Origin of the sequence: Saccharicrinis aurantiacus (assembly GCF_001660705.2) — a bacterium.
GTDB lineage: Bacteria > Bacteroidota > Bacteroidia > Bacteroidales > Marinilabiliaceae > Saccharicrinis > Saccharicrinis aurantiacus.
The window spans coordinates 56,783-77,684 of sequence record NZ_LYBV02000031.1 but is presented as its reverse complement, the minus strand read 5'-3'; the positions used below and the strand labels follow the sequence as shown (position 1 = coordinate 77,684).

Sequence of the window (20,902 nt, the reverse complement as noted above, 5' to 3'; positions counted from 1 at the left end):
TAAAGAGGCCATTTCCCATGGCGCTCAGCGCAAGCTTCCAATTATAATATTATTGATTTAATCCTGCGTGCGCATCTACTAATTTATACAACTTATCCGAACGTCGCACCTTTTCTGGTACCACTATTGAAAAGCGTTCGCCTTTAACCGTTTTCTGAACAGGTTTTAGGTCAACTCTAATCTCTTCAACCTTCATTTTTATCACGCCAGTGGTAGGCCCGGTAATTAATATATCGTCGCCAACTTCAAGCTCTTGGCTCTCCATTAAAAACTCAGCTACATTAATTTTTGGGAAGTAGTTGGTTCCCTTTCCAATGATCATTTTTCGCTTAGTAGCTCTATTGCCATAATTATGACTCCATTCGCCAAGCTTTTGTCCCAGGTAATAACCATCCCAAAAACCTCTATTGAAAACTGTTTTAAGTTCGTTATCCCAGGCGTCAATTTTATCTTGTGTGAAAGTTCCTTCTAAAATAGCATCAAGGGCTTCGTTATAGGCATTGCAAACAGTATGTACATACTCAGGACCTCTGGCTCTACCTTCAATTTTAAATACACGCACACCCGAGTCAACCATCTTATTTAAAAAGTGAATGGTTTTAAGATCCTTTGGCGACATAATATATTCGTTATCCACCTCAAGTTCCTGACCCGTTTCTTTGTCGGTTACAATATAGCTTCTACGGCAACTTTGTAAGCATGCCCCTCTATTGGCCGAGGAATCGGTATTGTGTAAGCTTAAATAACATTTCCCTGATACAGCCATACATAAAGCACCATGACTAAACATTTCTATGCGAACCAATTCGCCATTAGGGCCTTTTATTTGCTGCACCTGAATTTCTCTGTAAATATGCGCCACCTGGTCCATATTTAATTCACGAGCCAATACAACAACATCGGCAAATTGAGCATAAAACTTCAATGCCTCAACATTAGAAATATTAAGCTGCGTACTAAGGTGTACTTCAATATCAATTTCTCTGGCAAAGGAAATAGCAGATACATCAGATGCAATAATTGCAGATAAATTGGCTTCTTTCGCGGCAAGAATAATCTTGCGCATCAAGTCTAAATCTTGATCATAAAGAACCGTATTAACAGTAAGGTAGGTTTTTACATTCTCAGCATGCGCAATTTTAGCAATCTCGCGCAAATCGTCAACTGTAAAATTATTTGAGGAGCGCGAGCGCATATTTAAGCCTTCAATTCCAAAATATACTGAATTTGCTCCCCCCTGAATGGCTGCTTGTAAAGATTCGTACGATCCTACAGGTGCCATTATTTCAAAATCTTCCCTCTTCATTATATGTTATCGCTTTTTATATGCCACAAAATTAGCTATTAACTAGCTATTTAAATTCTAAATGACATAAAAAAAGGGTCTCCTTTAAAAGAAAACCCTATTTATATTTAATTTTTTAATCTTCTACTATACGTAAACATTACCAATCTTAATAAGTTTAGGTATGTTTAAAAGTTTAATTTTCCTTCCATTCAGTTCAATCAGCTTATCAGATTTAAACTCTGATAAAAGTCGGATAACTGACTCAGTTGCTGTACCCACCATATTTGCCAACTCTTCGCGAGTTAACGAAATTTGTAAGGTATTCTCATCATCCAATTCAAAAGTATCCATTAACAATAGTAATACTTCAGCTAATCGCTCTCTTACTGTTTTTTGTGCAATATCAGTTAAAAACTTATTCGATTCGGCTAACTCTTTACAAGTAAGCTTCATTAAAGTCATTGAGAATTTAGCATTGTCGTTTAATAAGTTCTCCAGAACTTCGCCTGGCAAGTATATTAAAACAACATCTTGTATCACCTTTGAAGTACTACAAGCTAATTCATCACTGATAACAGATCGGTATCCTATAAGATCTCCTTTCTTAGCAAAACGGATAATTTGTTCTTTACCGTCAAACCCCGTCTTAAATATCTTTAGAATTCCCTGAACAACTAAAAAGGTACCGTTAATTCTACTTCCCTCATGGTAAATTGTTCCGCCTCTTTTATGAAGAGTTGCAACCATACTCTGACTCACACTTTCAATTTGTGATTCAGTAAGTCCTTTAAAAATTTCGAACTCTTGTATGCTTATAGGCTCATTGTAAGGAACACTTTGAACATTCTTCATTCCCTGCTCTTATTGTTAATATCCGAAATGGATTGTTTATAAATTATTCAAAATTAGACTATAATGCTATTTCGAATTAAAAATAATCACTTTTAAAGTGACAAAGATATAAATAAAGATAATATAGTCTAGCTTTTGTCATATTCTGTAACAGAATTATTTATTAAACCGCAATATTATCTTAAATCTGTTTCATGCACTTGGTGTGAAATTAACTAAAACAATACATAATAACTATGAAAACAACAGTAGATTTAAAATGGATTGAGAATATGGCCTTCGAATCAAACGTTGGTGGTCATTCAATTAGGATAGATGCAGGGGAAGAACATGGTGGTGATAATTCAGGCCACAGACCTAAGCCTTTAATGCTTTTGGCTTTGGCAGGTTGTACTGGTATGGATATTACATCGATGCTTAAAAAAATGCGCGTTAAGTTCGATGATTTAACCATATCCGTAGAAGGTGAGTTAACAGATGAAGATCCTAAATACTACAAAGAGATGACAGTAATTTATCATTTTATAGGTGAGGACTTACCAATGGCAAAGTTAGAACGTGCAGTAAAATTATCGGAAGAACAATATTGTGGGGTCTCGGCTCTATACCAATTGGCCATTCCTGTTCATTTCAAGATTAAAGTAAATTAAGCAATTTTCAGTCAGGAGTGAGGAGTCTGAAGGGCAGAATATTCTACTTATTATTACTAATAGAAAATTGTGCATGCCCACTACTGACTTCTGACTATATCTCTAACACACTAATGAGAAGTTAATTGGCTCCTATTTCAAATTCTAGCGTATTGTTAGATTTTCGAAGAATTTCGTTAGCCATACCTTTACCCACCTCTTCAAACAATGTAAATACATGCTGTGCCCCGGCGTCTCTTAGCATTTCAACCTCATCAGAGTAACGTGCGGTTGCATATATATCAATGGATCTGTCTAAACTAATCAATCGTTTGATGGCGAATATATTATTTTGGAAATCGGGTAAAGCCAAAACAACTGTATGGATCTGATTGGGTGGTATTGAATCCCAAAACTTAATATCAGTTGCATCATGCAGGGCCACATTTCTAACGGATTTTTCATGTAGATGAATTCTTTTTGGATCAGAATCAAGACCCACAATTTTGTTGGGGTATACTTTATTTAGTTGGTCGTAAATATTGGTACCAACGGTTCCCATCCCAATAATTAACACCTCACGTTTTGAAATATCCACACGAATGATCTCTTCATTTTCTTCCTTCGACGATCCCCACTTATTGATATGCTCTTTATACTTTTCGAATAGCAAGTGTGCCCTTCCATTTAATAACGAGGATACGATAAAAGAGATACTAATTATTAATGCAATAACCAGAACCCAATCACTAGTTATTAAACCCGCTTTAGTGGCAAATGCTGCTACAATTAAAGCAAACTCAGAATAGTTGGTTAAACTTACGGATGCAAAAAATGAGGAGTGAGATGGAAATGAAAACCGTGTAAATGAGAAATGATATATTAAAGGTTTGGCCCACAACAATACACTAATTATTACTGCTGCCACTACAGTATCAATAGTTGGTATTCCGTTAAAACCAATTCCTAAGAAAAATGCAATTAGGAAGAAATCTTTGAAGTGGAGCAAATTCTTCGCTAACTCATTTGATTTTTCATTATTGGAGATAATTATCCCAAATATAAGCGCTCCCAGATCAGGCTTTAAGCCGACTAATTCAAATAGCTCAGCCCCAACAAGAGCCATTAAAAAACCAAACAATGTAAGCATTTCACCATGCCCACTCTTTTTTAGTATACGCAATAATAAAGGACGCAGAAATGGCAGTAACAAGAGCAATAATGCATAAGGCGAAGGAACCTTTTTAGAAGCAATGGTAATAAACAGAACGGCCAATATATCTTGAATCACCAATATGCCTACCGCCGCTTTCCCTTCAGAGGAGTTTAGGTTACCACGTTCCTCTAATATTTTAATTACAAATACAGTACTTGAGAAACTTAGGGCAAATGCAATAATTGAAATTTGAGCTAAAGTAAGATCGGTAAACAATGGTAACCCTACCAGGGATATAAGCCAAATAAAACCAAAACTTACCACTACCGATATGCTTGTAGAAAGCAATGTTCCTCCGAAAATGGCTTTCTCAGCTAGCGTTTTTATATTTATTTTTAATCCAATGGTATAAAGCAATAACAAAACCCCAATATCGGCAATACCCTCTAGCAACTCACTATGCTCAGCATTGGTAGCGTTTAATACAAAACCTGATAACAAGAAACCAAGCATAGGGGGGAGGTTTATTCTTTTAAAAACATAACCTAACGCAAACGCAATACCTAACCAAATTGAATCTAATGCCATACTTTTTATTTATTGTTATGTCAAATATACAACAGCGCTTAACTGTATCCAATAAAAAAGCCGACAACAAATACATGTTACCGGCTTACTAATACGCTTATAATTGATTTATAAAGCAGATTTAAACTGCTCTACAAACCTAACGTCATTCTCAAAGAATAAACGAATATCTTTAATTTGATATTTTAGCATTGTAATACGCTCAATACCCATACCAAAGGCAAAACCTGTATACTTTTCACTATCAATATTTGAGTATTCAAGTACATGCGGATCTACCATACCACAACCTAAAATTTCTACCCAACCAGTGTATTTACATACATTACATCCTTTGCCACCACAAAGTGTACATGAAATATCCATCTCTGCAGATGGCTCCGTAAACGGGAAATAAGATGGACGTAAACGAATCTCAGTTTTTTCACCAAACATTTCTTTGGCAAAATATAATAAGGTCTGCTTTAAATCAGCAAAGGATACATTCTCATCAATGTATAAACCTTCCACTTGGTGAAAGATACAGTGTGCACGAGCTGAAATAGCTTCGTTACGAAATACACGACCTGGGAAGATGCTACGGATTGGCGGACGTTGCTTCTCCATTACACGAACCTGAACCGATGAAGTATGCGTACGCAATAGTACATCCGGATCTTTTTCAATGAAGAAAGTATCTTGCATATCACGTGCAGGATGCTCCTCTGGAAAATTTAATGCGGTAAATACATGAAAATCATCTTCAATTTCAGGACCTTCAGCAACATTAAACCCTAAGCGTGCGAAAATATCAACAATCTCGTTACGAACAATCGACAATGGGTGACGACTACCTAACTTCATTAATGATCCAGGAAGCGTAAAATCTTCACTTTTCTCATCAGTTTTTGTGTTGGCAAATTCAGCTTTAAGGTTATTTATAAAGTCAGTAGCTTCAGCCTTCATTTTATTTAATACCTGACCTACTTCACGTTTTTGTTCATTCGGAATTGTTCTGAATTCGTTAACCAATTCAGAAATCTTCCCTTTTTTACTTAGGTATTTAATTCTAAGGTGTTCTGCTTCGTCAGCAGACTGAACCGTGATTTTCTTTATTTCGTCTTGTAGCGCTTTTATCTTATCGAGCATTATTGCTGAATTTTATTCGTGAATTTGAGCTGCAAATTTAATCATTAATTATCAATTAACAATCCATAATTGATTCATGATTATTGAAGTACTATATGAATGGTTTTTATTCTAATATCATTATAAGGTCTATCCACCGCATCAGTCTCAACTGCGGCAATTTTATCAACCACATGCATACCCGTGCTTACCTCGGCAAAAACCACATAATCGCCATCTAAATAAGGAGCGCCTCCTTGTGTTTTATAAATATGCCTTTGCTCCGATGAAAACTTAAAACCCTTTTCTTTTTCAATATCGTTCAGTTCATCATCCGTAAAGGTTCTACCGCCTATTATATAAAACTGCGAACCATCGCTTCGGTTATGTTTATTGCGCTCTTCAGGCATCTTTGAAGCCGCTATGGCACCCCTTTTATGAAATCGGGTTTTAGCAATTTTAGTAGGCAAATTATATCCCGGACCTTGCCAACCAACTAAATCATCCTTACTAGCATATTTACTATCTGCAGCTCCCGTTTGAATTAAAAAATTCTTTAATACTCGATGTATTAATAGACTATCGTAAAAATTATCGGAAACTAATTTTATAAAGTTATCTCTGAAAATAGGCGTTTCGTTATATAGTTTAATACCAATATTACCCATGGTAGTTTCTATATTGAAACCTTTAATCTTTTTATAGGATGGATATATTTTATTGGTTTTAGCTCGTAATTCGTAAACCGAGGTTGGTTGCTTCGCCTGTTTTTTCTGCAATTTTAGAATCTCAGATATCGGAATTAAGCGTGAATAATCACCCTCTTTTGATTTAATGTACTGCGTTATACCAACAACATGGTGTAAGTAGGTAAATGCAGGTATGCCATCTTTTAGAGCCCTATCGAGATTTAGATAGCTTAATGAATCCGTTACCACACGCTCTTTTATAGCAAGCTTCGGAGCATAAATCTTTTTATTTTGTCGGTATAAACCTTTTATACTATCGGGTATATCTTTAATAGCCTTATTTAATTTTAGATAGCGAAGATTCTCGGTATGTGTTTTTAAAATGACCAAATCAGCATTGATATCATAAGCTAAATATCCCGCCACAGGAACCAACTCATCAGATCCGGATATGGCAACCTTTACATTAAAACTCCCTTTTACTAGACTAAGATTGGTAACCAAAGTTTTTGAGCTTATATAAAAACCATATCCTTGCTTCAGCAGTCTCCCATAATGATCGTAGGTTTCTACCTCAACTACTCCTTTTATATTCTTTTGGAAGGAACCCTTCGGAATACTTCTCTCGTCTTTTGATATGGTACTTGAGTTATTTGAAGATTGTTTACACGATGACAATCCACAAAGGAGAAGGATAATTATAACAAGGAGATTTCGCATCAGCATTTAATTTGTGAGAATTACCAATTTAACATCCTGCAAAGGTCTGTTATTTTTATCCACTTTAAGAGCCGCAATTTTATTGATGACAGACATACCCGAAACTACCTCACCAAAAACCGTATAATCACCATCCAACTCAGGTAAACCACCTATGCTTGTATAAATTTTTCGTTGCTCATCGGTAAATTCTAGCTTGTTGGAAACAGCGTAATCAAAAGCAATTTTCTCTTTCACATCGCGCAATAGCGCATTAAAGGCTTTTGGGTCGGTCTTTTTAAGAACTGCCAAGGAATCTTTAACAGGTAGATAGTACTTTTTCTTGAGTGCAATTTTGATTGGATTATTGGTTGCCTTCTCCAATAAATCTAACTCCTCATTGCTGTATACTTTTCCTTGCACAATGTAAAACTGACTGATATCCGACATCTTAAAATGGTTAATATCTTCAGGCTGACGTGGTGCACAAATGGCTCCTTTTTTATGTATTCTATTTTCTTGAAACTCTGAATCAATGGTTAATTTAGAACTTCCATATCCAATGTGTTTCCCGGCGGGCGCATTTTTAGAGTCGGAAGAACCGCCTTGAATCACAAAGTTTTTAACTACTCTGTAGAATAAAGTTCCATCGTAGTGCCCCTCTTTAGCAAGCTGAATAAAGCTATTGCGATGCTTAGGCGTATCGTCGTAAAGCATAATTTTAATTTCGCCCATATTGGTTGAAATTACAACGGACTTACTTTGTGCCTCAAGCTTTGAAATAATAAATAATGAAGCACAAAGAAGAAATACCTTGAGATAAGAGGACTGCATAAACTATCTTTTTAAAACTTTTACGCGCATTTGAATATCTTCTATTGGCCTATCGCGACCATCGCATTCTTGAGCGGCAATAGCATCCAATACTTCGAAACCGAATTTCTTACCAAACAGAGATTGTACCTTTTCAAATAGCGTTTTATCATCAATAAGCTGGCCAAATACAGTATAACTGTCGTCTAAACGAGGCGTACCACCAATGGTTTTATAAGCTTCCTTCACTTCGCTTGGCATTTCATAAGGAGTTTGTTGCTCGTAAATAACATTTACCTCAGCCATAATTTTTTGCTGCAATTGCATTACCTCAGCCTGCTTGTTTGCACGCTGTAAAGCATCTAAACTATCGTTATATTGTTCTAACAACTCGTTAAATATTTTTCTGCGTTGTTGGTCTTTTCCTCTATTTTCAATTTGTACCAACTCATCATCTTCAATAATTTCTCCTTGCACAATGTAAAACTGCGAACCTGAAGAACGTTTCTCTGGATTTACTCTATCTCCTTGTCGTGCTGCCGACAAGGCGCCCTTTTTATGAAAATGCTTTGGATAATCAATCTCCGCAGGAATGGTATAACCCGGACCACCTTTCCCAAGAGGGGCTCCTTGTTTTGCATTTTTTGAATCAGGATCTCCACCTTGAATCATAAATCCATCAATAACTCTATGAAAAAGTGTGCTATCAATAATTCCCTCATCTACCAACTTTAAAAAATTATCGCGGTGTGCTGGGGTATCATTAAAAAGGCGCACCTTCATGTTACCAAATTTAGTTTTTATCAGCACAATTGGCTCATTACCTTTTTCAGCACAACCCATTAAAGAAACGGCTGTAATAAATAAAAGGATGGAAAGTAATTTTTTCATGTGTTTATAATTTATTTTCATTTGCCATATGGAACCTGTCTTCCGTTAGGCAGGCTCACAAATAAATTTGATCATCCCACTGTGTGTCAATTGGGATAATCAAATTTGCATGTTCGTTTTATATCGTTAATTAATGATCAGTTCGGCAGCAAACTCTTTTACATTTTCAAGTACCTTTTGCATTAAACGTACTTTGGCTTCCTTAGTGAATCCGGTTGTTAAGCTTGATGCAATAATATTATCATATTTAAAGAAAGAATTGGCATGCGGCTTTATTCCTTCGCCGTCAAAAATAGCAAAATTACCTTCTTTCTCAATCCACTGTTCAAAAGCATTCTTGTCAAAAGTTAAACCTAATGATGTGTTTATTAAAATCTTTCCATTCCCAAAGTGCTTAAACTCTTGCTCTCCCATAAGAGATGTTTTTTTAGGAAGATGGGTAGATACAATCTCCGCTGTATGCAGTAACTCGTTTAAAGGCAGAAATTGATAACCTAAGCTATCAGCTTCCCTATTTCTTCGGCGCGAATAATAGAATATCTCAGCGCCAAAGGCAGCAAAGCGATTGGCAAGCATGAGGCCGGTTGTGCCCATTCCGATAATGCCAATTTTACGACGTGTTAATTCCACAGGCTCATTACGCCACATGTTTTTACCAAGACCTTTAATGAGTTGGATGGTTTCTGATATTATAAATTCAATAACGCCCTCATCGCCATAATCTCGAATTCCCTTAACTACAATGTTATTCTGATTGGCATAATCCACATCAACATTGGCCGATTTGCTATCGTATAGGCTACAACACATCCCAATATACTTGATGTTGCTACACTGTTTAAGTACATTTTCTCTAATGGGTGTTCGCCACGATACAAAAACGCAGTCGGCATCTTTAATTCTCTCTAAAGTGATTTCATCCTTACTCGGATCATCCTCAAACTGTACAATCGGATTTACGCTTAGTTCCTGCAGCTCTTCTATTGCCCATTGGTGAAGACCTGCCTTATCAACTACTACAATTTTATTAAACATCTTATAATTTATCGTTTAAATAAGCGATCATAGCCTTTTTTAACATTGCCTCTCTTTCTGATGGAGCAATATCTTCTACCTTTTTCAATACCTCAAACTCAGGCCAACCTTCTTCGTCAACACCTTTTTGTTTGTAATAACCACATTGTTCAAAAAGTACACAGCGCGCCAAATTAATCATGTCCATTTTGTCTTGCTTCTCATATTTCTGAAACCCTTGTCCACGCTCCTGAATACCAATTATAAATAGCAGAAAATCAAAATCGGCCAATACATTAAAACGCTTACTTACTTTTATAAGAAGTTCTTCCCACTCGTTACTTTTATCGCTCATGATTTTTATTCTAAAATTCCTTTTTCTTTACACTCTTCAATAAATTCATTTACCCTGGCCCATAATATATCTGACCCTTGCTGCAAGGGTTGATTTCTTTTAAGAACCATTTCAGAAGTAACACCATGCTTATGCCATTGTTGTCCTTCGGTTAAATAATTGTGATAAATAGGCATAAACTTATCAATTGCACCTACAAATTTAGCCTCGTTTGTTTCACCTTTCTCAAACTCGAGCCATAATTGTTTGTATTCTGCAGCCTGATCATCGGGCAATAAGCCAAAAATACGTTCCGAAGCTTTTAATTCGTTTTCAAACTTATTGTGATGCCCGGCGGTATCATAAGCAAAAACATCGCCAGCATCAATCTCAACAATATCGTGTATCAATGCCATCTTAACTGACTTCACTAAATCAATGTCCGTTTCATTGGCATGTTCATGTAAAATAAATACGGCCATAGCCATATGCCAAGAGTGCTCAGCATCATTCTCTTGCCTGCTTTTATCTAATAATAATGTTTGCCTAATTATTTGCTTTACCTTATCAATTTCAGCAATAAATTGTAGTTGCTTCATTAAACGAACTGATGTTGAATCTTCCATGCTCAAAATATTTATCCTTTGGCACAAATATTGATTATAACTCTGTGAAATACAAATTGAAACTAAATTTGATTGAGATGGATAGCTTAGCAAAAATACTAGAAGACTCATTAAGTCCGGAATTACAATGGCATCCCATTTTTTCTATGGATGAATTGTATGTTGCGATTATGTGGTCAGATATTACCCGATCGATGCATCCACTCGCTACTGATTTGCTAATAGGCAAAAACTAACATCACAAGCACAACAAACAAGCCTCGAATAAGTTAGTTCTTTCCAAGCACTCCAAACTCTGCTGACTTTCTTCTTCGCCACATAATAGCACTCCTCTTTTTAAGCCAACGATACTTCCGTATATTCAACACTGTAGTAGAATAATAATTCGCATTCAGAAAGCTTTCTAATTGCTTTAATTTAATCGTGCATCATTGCTTTAGGTGCTTTTAAAGAATAAAATAGGAATATTAACACATTGCCTAGCTTAAGGATAAAAAATGTTTCTATTTTTGTGTTTCAATACGATTGAATAAGTTTTAAAAACACTATTGAAACCCTCATGGAGTATTCTTTATTAGATTTACTGAAGTTTATTGGAGCCATTGGTTTATTCCTTTACGGAATGAAGTTGATGAGTGAAGCAGTTCAAAAAGTAGCTGGATCAAAGATGCGAAGCATTTTTGCTGCAATGACATCCAATCGTTTTTTAGGTGTATTAACGGGTTTTGTTGTTTCAGCAACCATTCAATCATCTAGTGCTACCGTTTTAATGGTAGTAAGCTTTGTAAACGCTGGCTTGGTTTCACTGGTTGAATCTATTGGAGTGGTTATGGGTGCCAATGTAGGTACCACAGTAACGGGTTGGTTAATTTCGCTGGTGGGCTTCAGGTTTAATTTTGCCGAGTATGCCTTGCCGTTAATGGCGGTAGGATTCCCTTTGGTTTTTTCTAAAAGACCTCGTCATCGCTCATGGGGAGAAGCCATTATTGGGTTCTCAATATTATTTGTGAGTTTAAGCTTTATTCAGAATTCGGTACCCGATATTAATGATAACCCAAGTATACTTCAGTTTTTATCAGATTATACCAATTTAGGTTTTGGTTCTGTTTTGGTGTTTTTACTCATAGGCTGTATTATTACTGTAATTATTCAGTCATCGGGTGTTACCATGGCCATTACTTTTGTAATGTGTAATCAGGGTTGGATTAGCTACGAGTTGGGTGCAGCCATGATATTAGGCGAAAACATTGGAACTACCATTACACCAAATATTGCCGCAACCATTGCCAATGTATCGGCAAAAAGAACAGCCCGATTTCACTTATTATTTAACTTAGTTGGGGTGGCATGGATGCTTTGCATATTTACACCGTTCACCGAGTTTATTGAAGGTATTATAGCCAATAACAGTCGCATTGAAACTAAAAATCCGCAAGCTTTAATTCCTTTTAGCTTGGCACTTTTTCATACAACCTTTAACCTGATCAATCTTATTTTATTTATTGGTTTTGTGCCATTGGTATCGCGCTTGGTAATTGATATTGTGCAGCACAAGGGTGAAGAAGGAGAGGAGTTTAAGCTAAGATATATTACCACTGGAATGCTCTCTACTTCGGAGCTATCGATATTGCAGGCTAAAAAAGAGCTTCAGTTTTATGCAAAACATACCAATAAAATGTTGGGCTTTAACCGACGCTTATTTGCTGAAGAGAACGAAAAGAAACATAGCAAACTGTTTAATAGTATTGCCAAATACGAATCGATTAGTGATGATGTTGAAGTTGAAATTGCCAATTATTTAGCTAAAGTATCGCAGGGTAAACTGAGTGAATTAAGCCGAAAACGCATCCGCTCAATGCTTAAATTAGTAAGCGACCTTGAAAGTATTGGAGATAGCAGCTTTAATATAGCGCGCATCATTAACCGAATGCACAAGAATAAAATACATTTCTCGCCTCTTATTATGGAACGTGTAGATCAGATGTTGCACAAAGCTGAAGAAGCACTTTTAGTGATGCAGCATAACTTGAGCATTGATGAGAAAAAAGTAAGAATAGAGAAAGCTGAAAAGATTGAAACGGAAATAAATCAGTACTACTACCAGCTTAAAACGGAACACCTACAGTATTTGAATGAAAAAGAATACACCTATGAGGCTGGCACAATTTTTACCGATTTAATTACGGAGTGTGAAAAAATTGGTGATTACGCCATTAATGTATCTGAAGCACTAAACAACATGAATAAGTAGAAATAAGAAAGCCAGTACGTAAAAACGAACTGGCTCAATAATCCTCTCTGTACAGTTTTAAGCTACTTTACTTAATCGGCGCTGACGCACCACTTCGTTGGCATCGTTAATGTACTTGGCAATATTTGCACAGGGTACTTTGTAATTTGCTAACTGAATGGCTTGCATACCACGCAGATAAACAATTAACTTTCCGTTCAACAGTTTTATTAATTCTTGCTTTAGCTCCGATGCATTGGCACTCTCAAGCTTGGCGTTTAGTTGAGTCGCATTCTCTTTCTGAAAGGCTAAAAACTCCATTTCCTGCGTATCTAGCGTGATAAGCAAGGCACCAACACCCACTAATATATCTATTGCAGCCTTCAGTTCAGCCGCATTCATATCCGCTAAAAACGACTTTATTAATGCCGACTGCGGAACATAACCTACCTCAATAAGCTCAAAACCATATTTCTTAATAATGGCATCCACCTTTTGGGCCGCCGCAGCTACATTGGCATCAGGATGGTGCAAATAACCGCGTACTAGGTAAACAATAGACTTATAGGTACTGTCTCTACCAGAGTCTTTATCCTGTAAACTTAAGGACACCTCATCCTTATTCATGGCATCAACTATCGCATCAACTATAGGCGATGCCTTTGATACTATATTAGCTAGATTGGCATCACTTTCAATAAGTTCTGCACTAAACTCGCCTAAGCAAATTTGACCTAAACCAGCTAGTTCAGCAACCCGAATATCTGTTCTTATCTTCTGAATTTTTTCCATAAATTTTAATTTAGATTATTTATTAAGAGGATTATTATTTCTATCATTCAATGGGTAATAGCATCGGTAAAATGGCTCTTTGTTACAGAACTATGATTTTATAAAAAACAACCTCATATCGTAAATTACTGATAATGAACCAACTCCTAAATACATTTTAACCTTCTACTATTTTGGGCATATCCCATATAGATTATGGCTACCGGCGAAGCAAATAGCCTTCGCCCATATGGGATATTGCCTTCCGGCACAACTTTTAGCATTATCGTATATACGCAAAGCACTTCAGGAAAGAATTTTGCCTATAATCTATATACGCAAAGCACTTCCGGCGAGAATTTGGCCAATAATCTATTTAGATTATGGCTTCAGGCAATACATTGGACTTTCGCCCATATGGGATAAGCCTAAAATTCAATAATCCGATTCGTATAAAGTACTATGGTGATAAGTAAAATGTGCAGGATAGTTTATACAACTATGTTTTTTGTTTGATGATGGTATTGCTACAGAATATAACAATGGATTTTGGGTTTTGAGGGCTTAGTTTGGACATTGGGCCTTGGATACGTTTCATAAGGGATTTGTTAAAGTTTTACTACATCTAATATAATAATTTTTGTTTAATACACTTGTTGATAGGTGTTTATTATTGAAGTTGTTTAAAGGGAAATTTTACATTGTTGCCATGATGCAATAAGAGTAATAGGATTTGTATTGTGGATACTTTATGGAAAGGTGCCAATACTCTATTGTTTTAACTTTTAAATAGCCGGGTTACAAACCATCTTATGCAAGGCTAAACTTTACTGCTTGCTTATTGCACGGTTTTAAATGGGCGCTAGCATGGGTTACTATAATTTACCACACGAGAGGACTTATGCGGTAGGGGGGGGTTAATAGGGCTCTTTATATTTCAGTAGCAATATGATGTGTTTTATAATATATAGTGTGATTTATATTTGATTATTAAAAGTAAATATTCAATCAACTGCGGCATTAGTAATACAATATAAAATCAGAGCCTATTTATATTAAAGTGAACATTGTCAATGTCAAATATTTCTATTTCATTTTTTCTAATTGCAGTTAAAATGTTCCTGACATCTGGTCATGTCAAATATTTTTACACCATGTGTTAAATAAATAGACACATTAAAATACATAAAAAAACGCTTACATGTACATTATCAGCATATTACAATCTTGGTACATTTTAAGCATGATACCTGTTAGAAGAAGAGCAAACTCTAAAAAATAATCTACCATGATTAAAACAGAACAATTGTCAAAAGTATTCTATACCGAAGATGTTGAAACAACCGCTTTAAATAACGCATCTTTATATCTTAAAGAAAGCGAATTCTCAGCCATTATGGGTCCAACGGGGTGCGGTAAACCTACACTATTAAACATTATTGGTTTACTAAATAATCTTTCAAAAGGTAAATACTACTTTAATGGAAAAGAGGTAGCGAGTTATTAAACTTTTCTTTAATCCATTATCCGTTTATCATATACTAATAAAACGTACTTTTATGACATCTTCTATACTGAAACATAGCCTATCAAATATATGGAAATACAAAACCCACTCATTCATAAGTATTTTGGGTTTAGCATTGGCACTTGCATGTTTTATACCAACACTTTATTGGCTTAAATATGAAACTTCTTATGATGATTTTTACCCCTATTCAGAGAATATTTACCAGATCTATTCACTAGATAAACAAAGTGGTAAAATAAACAACCTAACATCTGGAATTTTAGCTAAAAAGTTACCTGAACGGTTTGCTTCAATAGAGAATGCAACTGTTTTCTATACGGACCAAAATAGCTTTAGTACTAAAGAAATACCACATGTGAAATTAAATACACTTATCACAGATAGTACCTTCTTTAGCGTATTTCCCAATACTATTATTAGTGGGGATACTAAAAATCCTTTACAAATAAATAACAATATTGTAATTACTAAAGCAATAGCTATTCGTCTATTTGGAAGTGTAGAAAATGCAATTGGAAAACAAATAAAAGGAACACATCTTTTAGAAAACGATTCTCCTTATACAGTCACAGCTGTAATAAAAAATCCTCCTTTAAATACCAATATATCATTTGAGGCAATTTTATCGCATGAACAAATAGCACTTCAGAAATCTTTTGTTGAGAAATCTGGCAATGAAATATGGGACTATGCATTTTTACAGATGTTTGTAAAGCTTCACTCAAACACAGATATTCATGACATGGAGGAACAGCTATATAACTTCCCCTCACAATCCTACGCAAATGAAAACATTAATATATTAATGATGCCGATCTGTGATATACGTCACAATTTAACTCAAGATGCACCATTCACAATACAATTCATCTACCTAATCCTAATAGCTGGGGCACTTTTGGTTCTTAGTGCTATTTTTAATTTCACAAACTTGTACTTCCATTTTTACTATCAGCGTATTCATTCTTTTCGATTACGCCACATTCACGGAGCATCAAAAAGACAAATAATATACCATATTATACTAGAATTTACTATACCTGTTCTGTTAGCAGTACTGTTTTGCTGTTTCTTTTTAATTATAACTTCCTCAATATTTTCAACTCATCTAAGTATTGTTATTGATTTATCTAAATTAATTATGATCTTTTCCATTTGCATTATAACCATGCTATTATTTATGGTAATAATTGGATTCCTCTTAGCTTATCGGCTAAGTAGGTTGGCTGTGAAACAAGGAGTCGAGATCAATAAAGTTAGACAATCAAAAATGCAACATATGGTTGTTAACATTCAACTATCTATTAGTATTGTATTTATTGTATCAACACTAGTTGTTTCGATGCAAATGCATTTTATCAACAATAAAGATCTAGGATTTAATCAGGATGATATATTATATTTATCTAACCTAGATCCCTTTATTAATAATAGTGAAAGAACAGCTCTTCTTAATGAGTTAAGATCAATTCCGCAGATTAAGAATATCACAGATGCAAATTTCACCCCTCAGCATAATATTAATCCATTTAGCCTAATTGATGATGTTGAATGGAAAGGAAAATCTCCAACAGAAAAATATTCATTTAATTTTATCACCGTTGATAGTCAATTCTCTGAAACATTTAGAGTGAATATGCTTCAGGGGAAATGGTTAAATGAATCAAGTCAGCATGCGATAGTACTTAACGAAGAGGCCGTAAAATTAATGGGAATTAAAGAACCTGTAGGCTCTACAATATCGATGACCTTAAGAAATAAGGAAGAATATAGAATAGTTGGTGTTGTAAAGGATTTTCATACACTTTCGCTTCGCAAGCGTATTTATCCCACCATATTTATAACATCGAACTACCCATCAAACAATTACTATATCCGAACTATTGCAGGCCAAAGGGATAATGTATTAAAACAAGTGAACACTATCCTTAGCAAATATAATAATTCATTATCCCAAGTAAAACTAATTTCTGTTAGAACATTATATGAACAACTTAATTATTCAGAGCAAACTGGCTTAATAATATTTGTATTATTAACTATAGTATTGTTACTAATTACTTTATGTGGTGTGTATGCGATAGCTATTACAACAACAGAATATCGTCGTAAAGAAATTGCAATACGTAAGGCAGTAGGGGCAGATATAAAAGATATTATATATATATTCTTCAAGGCTTATATTATACAGATTGGCAAAGCTAGCATATTGGCTATTCCTTTAGCCTATCTTAGCATGAATAGATGGCTACAAGAGTACTCTTATCATATTTTGATACCTTATATCTTATTTGTTTGGGTTGTAATAGGTATCACATTTATTGTTCTGACAACTATTCTTGGCCAGGTATTAAAAGCCGCTAACAGTAACCTATCTCGAGTATTTAATTATAATTGATTTCGTTTTTATATGGCTATGTATGGACATTAAAGCGTATAATGAAACTTATTCATGTGGTTTATGGTAATGCAAAGGGAAAACAAACTAGATTTTTACGTTTACGCTTCCCTGACTGCGATCAACCTTGCAGTATACTCATTACGTGTAAATACGTCTAACCACTCTACTACTGTAAAGCTTACAAATTATACTCCTACTGGATTATGGAACTTATAATTACGACTCATTTATTGTTTACTTATCTATAATTTACCACACGTGGGGACACGTGCGGTAGCGGGGCTAGCATGGTTGATTATTCCAATTGCTTACAAACCATTCTTATTTTATTTCATGTCTCCCACTCTGTAAAAAAGTCACAGTTGGTAAACTTTTTGATTCGCTAAACTTGTCATATGCCGCTTTTAGATCTGTCCATAGATTTACTTTATCTTTCTCAGAATTATACTTCTCAACTAAATTTTTATAATTATTATTTGTCAGTCTAGCTGGATACACTGTAACTGGAATGTTACTCTGGCCACAATCTTTCGCTTCTATACAAAACAAATACAATTCCTTTATTTCATTATCAGTTATTGGCAAACATCCTATAGTTACACAATTTCCATGAATACAAATATTACCTCCTAATTTCTGTTTATAACCAAGTATACGATCTGATTTGTTTGGATAATTAATTCGCATTGAAAGATAATATGAACTGGCTGGATTAAATGCGTCTATATGGTAGAAACCCTCTGGAATTTGAAAATCCCCTTCCTTACGCTTAGGGCCAAGCCTCCCGGAAGTTCTACATACATCATAGATCTTAATTAGTTTAAACTTCTTTTCTCCCTTATTTCTTGCCCATAACTCTATCTCCTTCTCATACTTAAACGCTCGCAAATAAATCTCTAGCTTTTCTATTTCAACTGACTTTTCTGTAAGAAGCTTAATTACTCCAGCCTCCTTTTCTGCATAAGCAGTTCTTACCCTAGAATATCGCTTTTGATTTTCTTTAAACTTTCCTGGCATCAAAGACAAGAAAAGTAAGGCTGTTAAGATTAGTACTAACTTATTCATAAAATGGTTTCTAACTTATTATATCATATATAGCGCATACGACTCTAAACCAAATATAAAAACAATATTTACAGAACCAACATACCAAATACTATGAACACCCCCCCCGCTCAGCGAAGCGTCTCGCTTCGTTGTTCTTCTCAGGCCTCTGGCCAACTAAATAAAAATGCAAAAATATAAGTTTTGTACAAAACAAAGGCTAGAAGCCTTATGGCATACGACATAGCGAGACGCTATGCCGAACGTGCAAATTTTTACTTTGGTGCTGCGCTGAGGGAGGGGCTAGCATGGGTAGGCGGCTTCTTAAGTGCATCTTTTACCACTTGCGCTACCGTCTCTTTATTTATACCTTTTGTTTTACAATATTTTCCGTCGAGCCAATCTACAAGCAACTTTGCACCCTTACTAGCATTACATGAAATACAACACAATGCAATATTATCTATGGTTGAAATACGAATATCATTAACGATATGTTCCCATGATGGTTTTGTCTTTCTTGAGTCGTGATTTTTAGAAAAATCAACGCCACAATAAACACATATCAAATCCCTTTTTACAACATACTCTTCTACTTCTTTTGGTATTCCCCACCTATTAGCCATATTTTTAGTTGTTTTTATGTTGTCAACACTTCTATACTCCAAATATAAAACTATTGTGATGCATTTAGAAAAGTTTACAGAACCAACATACCAAGTACTATGAACACCCCGCCGTAAGCTTCAAGGGCGGAGCGTGAGGGATTGAAACGGTTACCCCACAGCGCTTTTTTAGCGCGAGGAGTATGAGTGTAAAGCCCGACCCGACAGGGGCACGCCCAAATTATTAGATTAACCAAATATTGAAAAACATAGGGTACCTATGGTAAGGTATAGGAACATGCCAATAATATCGTTGAGTGTTGTTACAAAGGGTCCTGTGGCAACGGCCGGATCAATTTTCATGCGGTTCATGGCCAATGGAATAAAGGTTCCGAATAAGGAGGCAAATATAACTACTGAGAACATGGCAATTGAAACAGTGTAAGTAAGTGCTATGTTTGCTCCTATGAGATAATTATATGTGAATATTAGGGCTGCTAATACCGAGGCATTTAAAAAGGCAATGGCCAATTCTTTAAGTAGTTTGCCCCAGGTAGTTTCAAGTCCCATGTTACCACTTGCCAAGGATTGTACAATAATTGCTGATGATTGCATACCTATGTTTCCGCCCATTGCGGCAATTAATCCCATAAAGAAGGATAACTGTGGATGTTCGTCGAGAATGCCCACGAAGCCACCTACAACGCGCGAACCTAATATACCACCAAACATACCAATTAATAACCACGGCATACGTGCGCGGGTATGCATCCAAACGCTATCGGATGATTCAACATCGTCGGTAATACCGGATGCTAATTGGTAATCTTTTTCGGCCTCGTCTCTAATACGGTCTACAACATCATCGATGGTGATGCGACCCACAAGCCGATCGATACTATCAACCACAGGTAGGGCCACCAAATCATACTTTTCCATAATCTGACTCACCTCTTCGGCAGGTACTTCTGTTTTCACAGATATGGCATCGTGATTATAAATGTCTTTTACGAGTTTATCAACAGGACTTAATAAAAGTCGTTTTAAGGAGAGTGTTCCTTTTAATACGCCATCGTTATCAACAACGTATACATAATATACTTCATCAATTTCTTCGCCTTGGCGGCGCATACTACGCAGGCATGTTGAAAGGCTCCAGCTTTCTTTTACCTTAATGTACTCCTTGGCCATTAAACCACCGGCACTATCTTCGTCGTAGTTCAGTAGGTCAACAATATCACCGGCTGATTTTACATCGGCAATGTGCGATAGTACTTCTTGCTGGCGGTCGTCGTCCATTTCACCAATGACATCGGCTGCATCATCGGAGTCCATTTTTTCAATGAATCGCTTGGCAATAACCTCACTGGGCAAAGCTGCTAAAAAGCGACGACGGTCGTCTTCTTCAAGTTCGGTAAGAACATCGGCTGCTGTTTCATCATCAACCAAGAGATAGATAAACTTTGCTTCTTCAATGCTTAGCTCATCAAATAGTTCTGCTATATCAACGGGGTAAAGATCTTGAATTAACTCAAAGGTTTCTTTCTCGTCTTTATTTTCAATAAGCTTACGTATGTTAGTAACATACTCTCTGGTTAATTCAAACTTAGCCATGTTTTACTCTTTTGGAGCGA

General features: G+C 35.7%; 19 protein-coding genes. 5 read left to right on the top strand and 14 right to left on the bottom strand.

The window, feature by feature from the left end:
- Positions 1-49: 49 nt before the first annotated feature.
- Both A8B35_RS14325 and A8B35_RS14320 read right to left on the bottom strand, forming a co-directional pair.
- Positions 50-1,306: a peptidase U32 family protein gene (locus A8B35_RS14325; RefSeq protein ID WP_075603243.1), complete on the bottom strand. Its 1,257-nt coding sequence runs from the start codon at positions 1,304-1,306 to the stop codon at positions 50-52.
- Between the two features lie 126 nt (positions 1,307-1,432).
- Positions 1,433-2,140: a Crp/Fnr family transcriptional regulator gene (locus A8B35_RS14320; protein ID WP_075603242.1), complete on the bottom strand. Its 708-nt coding sequence runs from the start codon at positions 2,138-2,140 to the stop codon at positions 1,433-1,435.
- A 236-nt stretch (positions 2,141-2,376) separates the two neighbouring features.
- Here A8B35_RS14320 and A8B35_RS14315 point away from each other — a divergent pair, with 236 nt between their 5' ends.
- Positions 2,377-2,790, top strand: a complete 414-nt coding sequence (locus A8B35_RS14315) for an OsmC family protein (RefSeq protein ID WP_075603241.1) — start codon at positions 2,377-2,379, stop codon at positions 2,788-2,790.
- A gap of 121 nt (positions 2,791-2,911) precedes the next feature.
- On the opposite strand, the gene A8B35_RS14310 is transcribed toward A8B35_RS14315, so the two are convergent.
- The 8 genes from A8B35_RS14310 to A8B35_RS14275 form a co-directional block, all read right to left on the bottom strand.
- Positions 2,912-4,513, bottom strand: a complete 1,602-nt coding sequence (locus A8B35_RS14310; RefSeq protein WP_075603240.1) for a cation:proton antiporter family protein — start codon at positions 4,511-4,513, stop codon at positions 2,912-2,914.
- Positions 4,514-4,621: 108 nt separating this feature from the next.
- Entirely contained in the window at positions 4,622-5,641 is a 1,020-nt protein-coding gene (pheS, locus tag A8B35_RS14305) for a phenylalanine--tRNA ligase subunit alpha (RefSeq protein ID WP_075603239.1), read from the bottom strand.
- Positions 5,642-5,721: 80 nt separating this feature from the next.
- A complete protein-coding gene (locus A8B35_RS23035) occupies positions 5,722-7,029 on the bottom strand; it encodes a peptidylprolyl isomerase (protein WP_245820792.1) in 1,308 nt (435 codons plus the stop codon).
- Between the two features lie 6 nt (positions 7,030-7,035).
- A complete protein-coding gene (locus tag A8B35_RS14295; protein ID WP_075603238.1) occupies positions 7,036-7,842 on the bottom strand; it encodes a peptidylprolyl isomerase in 807 nt (268 codons plus the stop codon).
- Positions 7,843-7,845: 3 nt separating this feature from the next.
- Positions 7,846-8,712, bottom strand: a complete 867-nt coding sequence (locus tag A8B35_RS14290) for a peptidylprolyl isomerase (RefSeq protein WP_075603237.1) — start codon at positions 8,710-8,712, stop codon at positions 7,846-7,848.
- Between the two features lie 126 nt (positions 8,713-8,838).
- Positions 8,839-9,747, bottom strand: a complete 909-nt coding sequence (locus A8B35_RS14285; RefSeq protein WP_075603236.1) for an NAD(P)-dependent oxidoreductase — start codon at positions 9,745-9,747, stop codon at positions 8,839-8,841.
- 1 nt (position 9,748) lies between these two features.
- Complete coding sequence (locus A8B35_RS14280) at positions 9,749-10,081, bottom strand: hypothetical protein (RefSeq protein ID WP_075603235.1); 333 nt, start codon at positions 10,079-10,081, stop codon at positions 9,749-9,751.
- A 5-nt stretch (positions 10,082-10,086) separates the two neighbouring features.
- The gene (locus A8B35_RS14275) at positions 10,087-10,686 is read right to left on the bottom strand and encodes an HD domain-containing protein (protein WP_075603234.1); all 600 of its coding nucleotides are present in this window, start codon (positions 10,684-10,686) and stop codon (positions 10,087-10,089) included.
- Between the two features lie 77 nt (positions 10,687-10,763).
- Between A8B35_RS14275 and A8B35_RS23385 the strand changes: the two genes are divergently transcribed.
- Positions 10,764-10,922, top strand: a complete 159-nt coding sequence (locus A8B35_RS23385; protein ID WP_171973215.1) for a hypothetical protein — start codon at positions 10,764-10,766, stop codon at positions 10,920-10,922.
- 323 nt (positions 10,923-11,245) lie between these two features.
- Positions 11,246-12,937: a Na/Pi cotransporter family protein gene (locus A8B35_RS14270; protein ID WP_075603233.1), complete on the top strand. Its 1,692-nt coding sequence runs from the start codon at positions 11,246-11,248 to the stop codon at positions 12,935-12,937.
- 57 nt (positions 12,938-12,994) lie between these two features.
- On the opposite strand, the gene A8B35_RS14265 is transcribed toward A8B35_RS14270, so the two are convergent.
- Positions 12,995-13,708 carry a DUF6261 family protein gene (locus tag A8B35_RS14265; protein WP_075603232.1) on the bottom strand — a complete coding sequence of 238 codons (714 nt, stop codon included), beginning with the start codon at positions 13,706-13,708 and terminating at the stop codon, positions 12,995-12,997.
- 1,267 nt (positions 13,709-14,975) lie between these two features.
- Here A8B35_RS14265 and A8B35_RS14260 point away from each other — a divergent pair.
- Positions 14,976-15,194, top strand: coding sequence for an ATP-binding cassette domain-containing protein (locus tag A8B35_RS14260; protein ID WP_083634463.1), 219 nt, complete (start codon positions 14,976-14,978; stop codon positions 15,192-15,194).
- A 52-nt stretch (positions 15,195-15,246) separates the two neighbouring features.
- The gene (locus tag A8B35_RS14255) at positions 15,247-17,616 is read left to right on the top strand and encodes an ABC transporter permease (RefSeq protein WP_075603231.1); all 2,370 of its coding nucleotides are present in this window, start codon (positions 15,247-15,249) and stop codon (positions 17,614-17,616) included.
- Positions 17,617-17,940: 324 nt separating this feature from the next.
- Here the strand turns inward: A8B35_RS14255 and A8B35_RS14250 are convergent, their stop codons facing one another.
- From A8B35_RS14250 to mgtE, 3 genes are all read right to left on the bottom strand, one after another.
- Entirely contained in the window at positions 17,941-18,684 is a 744-nt protein-coding gene (locus tag A8B35_RS14250; RefSeq protein WP_075603230.1) for a L,D-transpeptidase family protein, read from the bottom strand.
- 254 nt (positions 18,685-18,938) lie between these two features.
- Positions 18,939-19,289, bottom strand: coding sequence for an HNH endonuclease (locus A8B35_RS14245; protein ID WP_075603229.1), 351 nt, complete (start codon positions 19,287-19,289; stop codon positions 18,939-18,941).
- A 228-nt stretch (positions 19,290-19,517) separates the two neighbouring features.
- The gene (gene mgtE / locus A8B35_RS14240; RefSeq protein WP_075603228.1) at positions 19,518-20,882 is read right to left on the bottom strand and encodes a magnesium transporter; all 1,365 of its coding nucleotides are present in this window, start codon (positions 20,880-20,882) and stop codon (positions 19,518-19,520) included.
- Positions 20,883-20,902 lie beyond the last annotated feature (20 nt).

Bases quoted from the DNA above. Each gene is read 5' to 3' on its own strand.
- A8B35_RS14325 (WP_075603243.1), bottom strand. From the start codon at position 1,306: ATGAAGAGGGAAGATTTTGAAATAATGGCACCTGTAGGATCGTACGAA.
- A8B35_RS14320 (WP_075603242.1), bottom strand. From the start codon at position 2,140: ATGAAGAATGTTCAAAGTGTTCCTTACAATGAGCCTATAAGCATACAA.
- A8B35_RS14315 (WP_075603241.1), top strand. From the start codon at position 2,377: ATGAAAACAACAGTAGATTTAAAATGGATTGAGAATATGGCCTTCGAA.
- A8B35_RS14310 (WP_075603240.1), bottom strand. From the start codon at position 4,513: ATGGCATTAGATTCAATTTGGTTAGGTATTGCGTTTGCGTTAGGTTAT.
- pheS (WP_075603239.1), bottom strand. From the start codon at position 5,641: ATGCTCGATAAGATAAAAGCGCTACAAGACGAAATAAAGAAAATCACG.
- A8B35_RS23035 (WP_245820792.1), bottom strand. From the start codon at position 7,029: ATGCGAAATCTCCTTGTTATAATTATCCTTCTCCTTTGTGGATTGTCA.
- A8B35_RS14295 (WP_075603238.1), bottom strand. From the start codon at position 7,842: ATGCAGTCCTCTTATCTCAAGGTATTTCTTCTTTGTGCTTCATTATTT.
- A8B35_RS14290 (WP_075603237.1), bottom strand. From the start codon at position 8,712: ATGAAAAAATTACTTTCCATCCTTTTATTTATTACAGCCGTTTCTTTA.
- A8B35_RS14285 (WP_075603236.1), bottom strand. From the start codon at position 9,747: ATGTTTAATAAAATTGTAGTAGTTGATAAGGCAGGTCTTCACCAATGG.
- A8B35_RS14280 (WP_075603235.1), bottom strand. From the start codon at position 10,081: ATGAGCGATAAAAGTAACGAGTGGGAAGAACTTCTTATAAAAGTAAGT.
- A8B35_RS14275 (WP_075603234.1), bottom strand. From the start codon at position 10,686: ATGGAAGATTCAACATCAGTTCGTTTAATGAAGCAACTACAATTTATT.
- A8B35_RS23385 (WP_171973215.1), top strand. From the start codon at position 10,764: ATGGATAGCTTAGCAAAAATACTAGAAGACTCATTAAGTCCGGAATTA.
- A8B35_RS14270 (WP_075603233.1), top strand. From the start codon at position 11,246: ATGGAGTATTCTTTATTAGATTTACTGAAGTTTATTGGAGCCATTGGT.
- A8B35_RS14265 (WP_075603232.1), bottom strand. From the start codon at position 13,708: ATGGAAAAAATTCAGAAGATAAGAACAGATATTCGGGTTGCTGAACTA.
- A8B35_RS14260 (WP_083634463.1), top strand. From the start codon at position 14,976: ATGATTAAAACAGAACAATTGTCAAAAGTATTCTATACCGAAGATGTT.
- A8B35_RS14255 (WP_075603231.1), top strand. From the start codon at position 15,247: ATGACATCTTCTATACTGAAACATAGCCTATCAAATATATGGAAATAC.
- A8B35_RS14250 (WP_075603230.1), bottom strand. From the start codon at position 18,684: ATGAATAAGTTAGTACTAATCTTAACAGCCTTACTTTTCTTGTCTTTG.
- A8B35_RS14245 (WP_075603229.1), bottom strand. From the start codon at position 19,289: ATGGCTAATAGGTGGGGAATACCAAAAGAAGTAGAAGAGTATGTTGTA.
- mgtE (WP_075603228.1), bottom strand. From the start codon at position 20,882: ATGGCTAAGTTTGAATTAACCAGAGAGTATGTTACTAACATACGTAAG.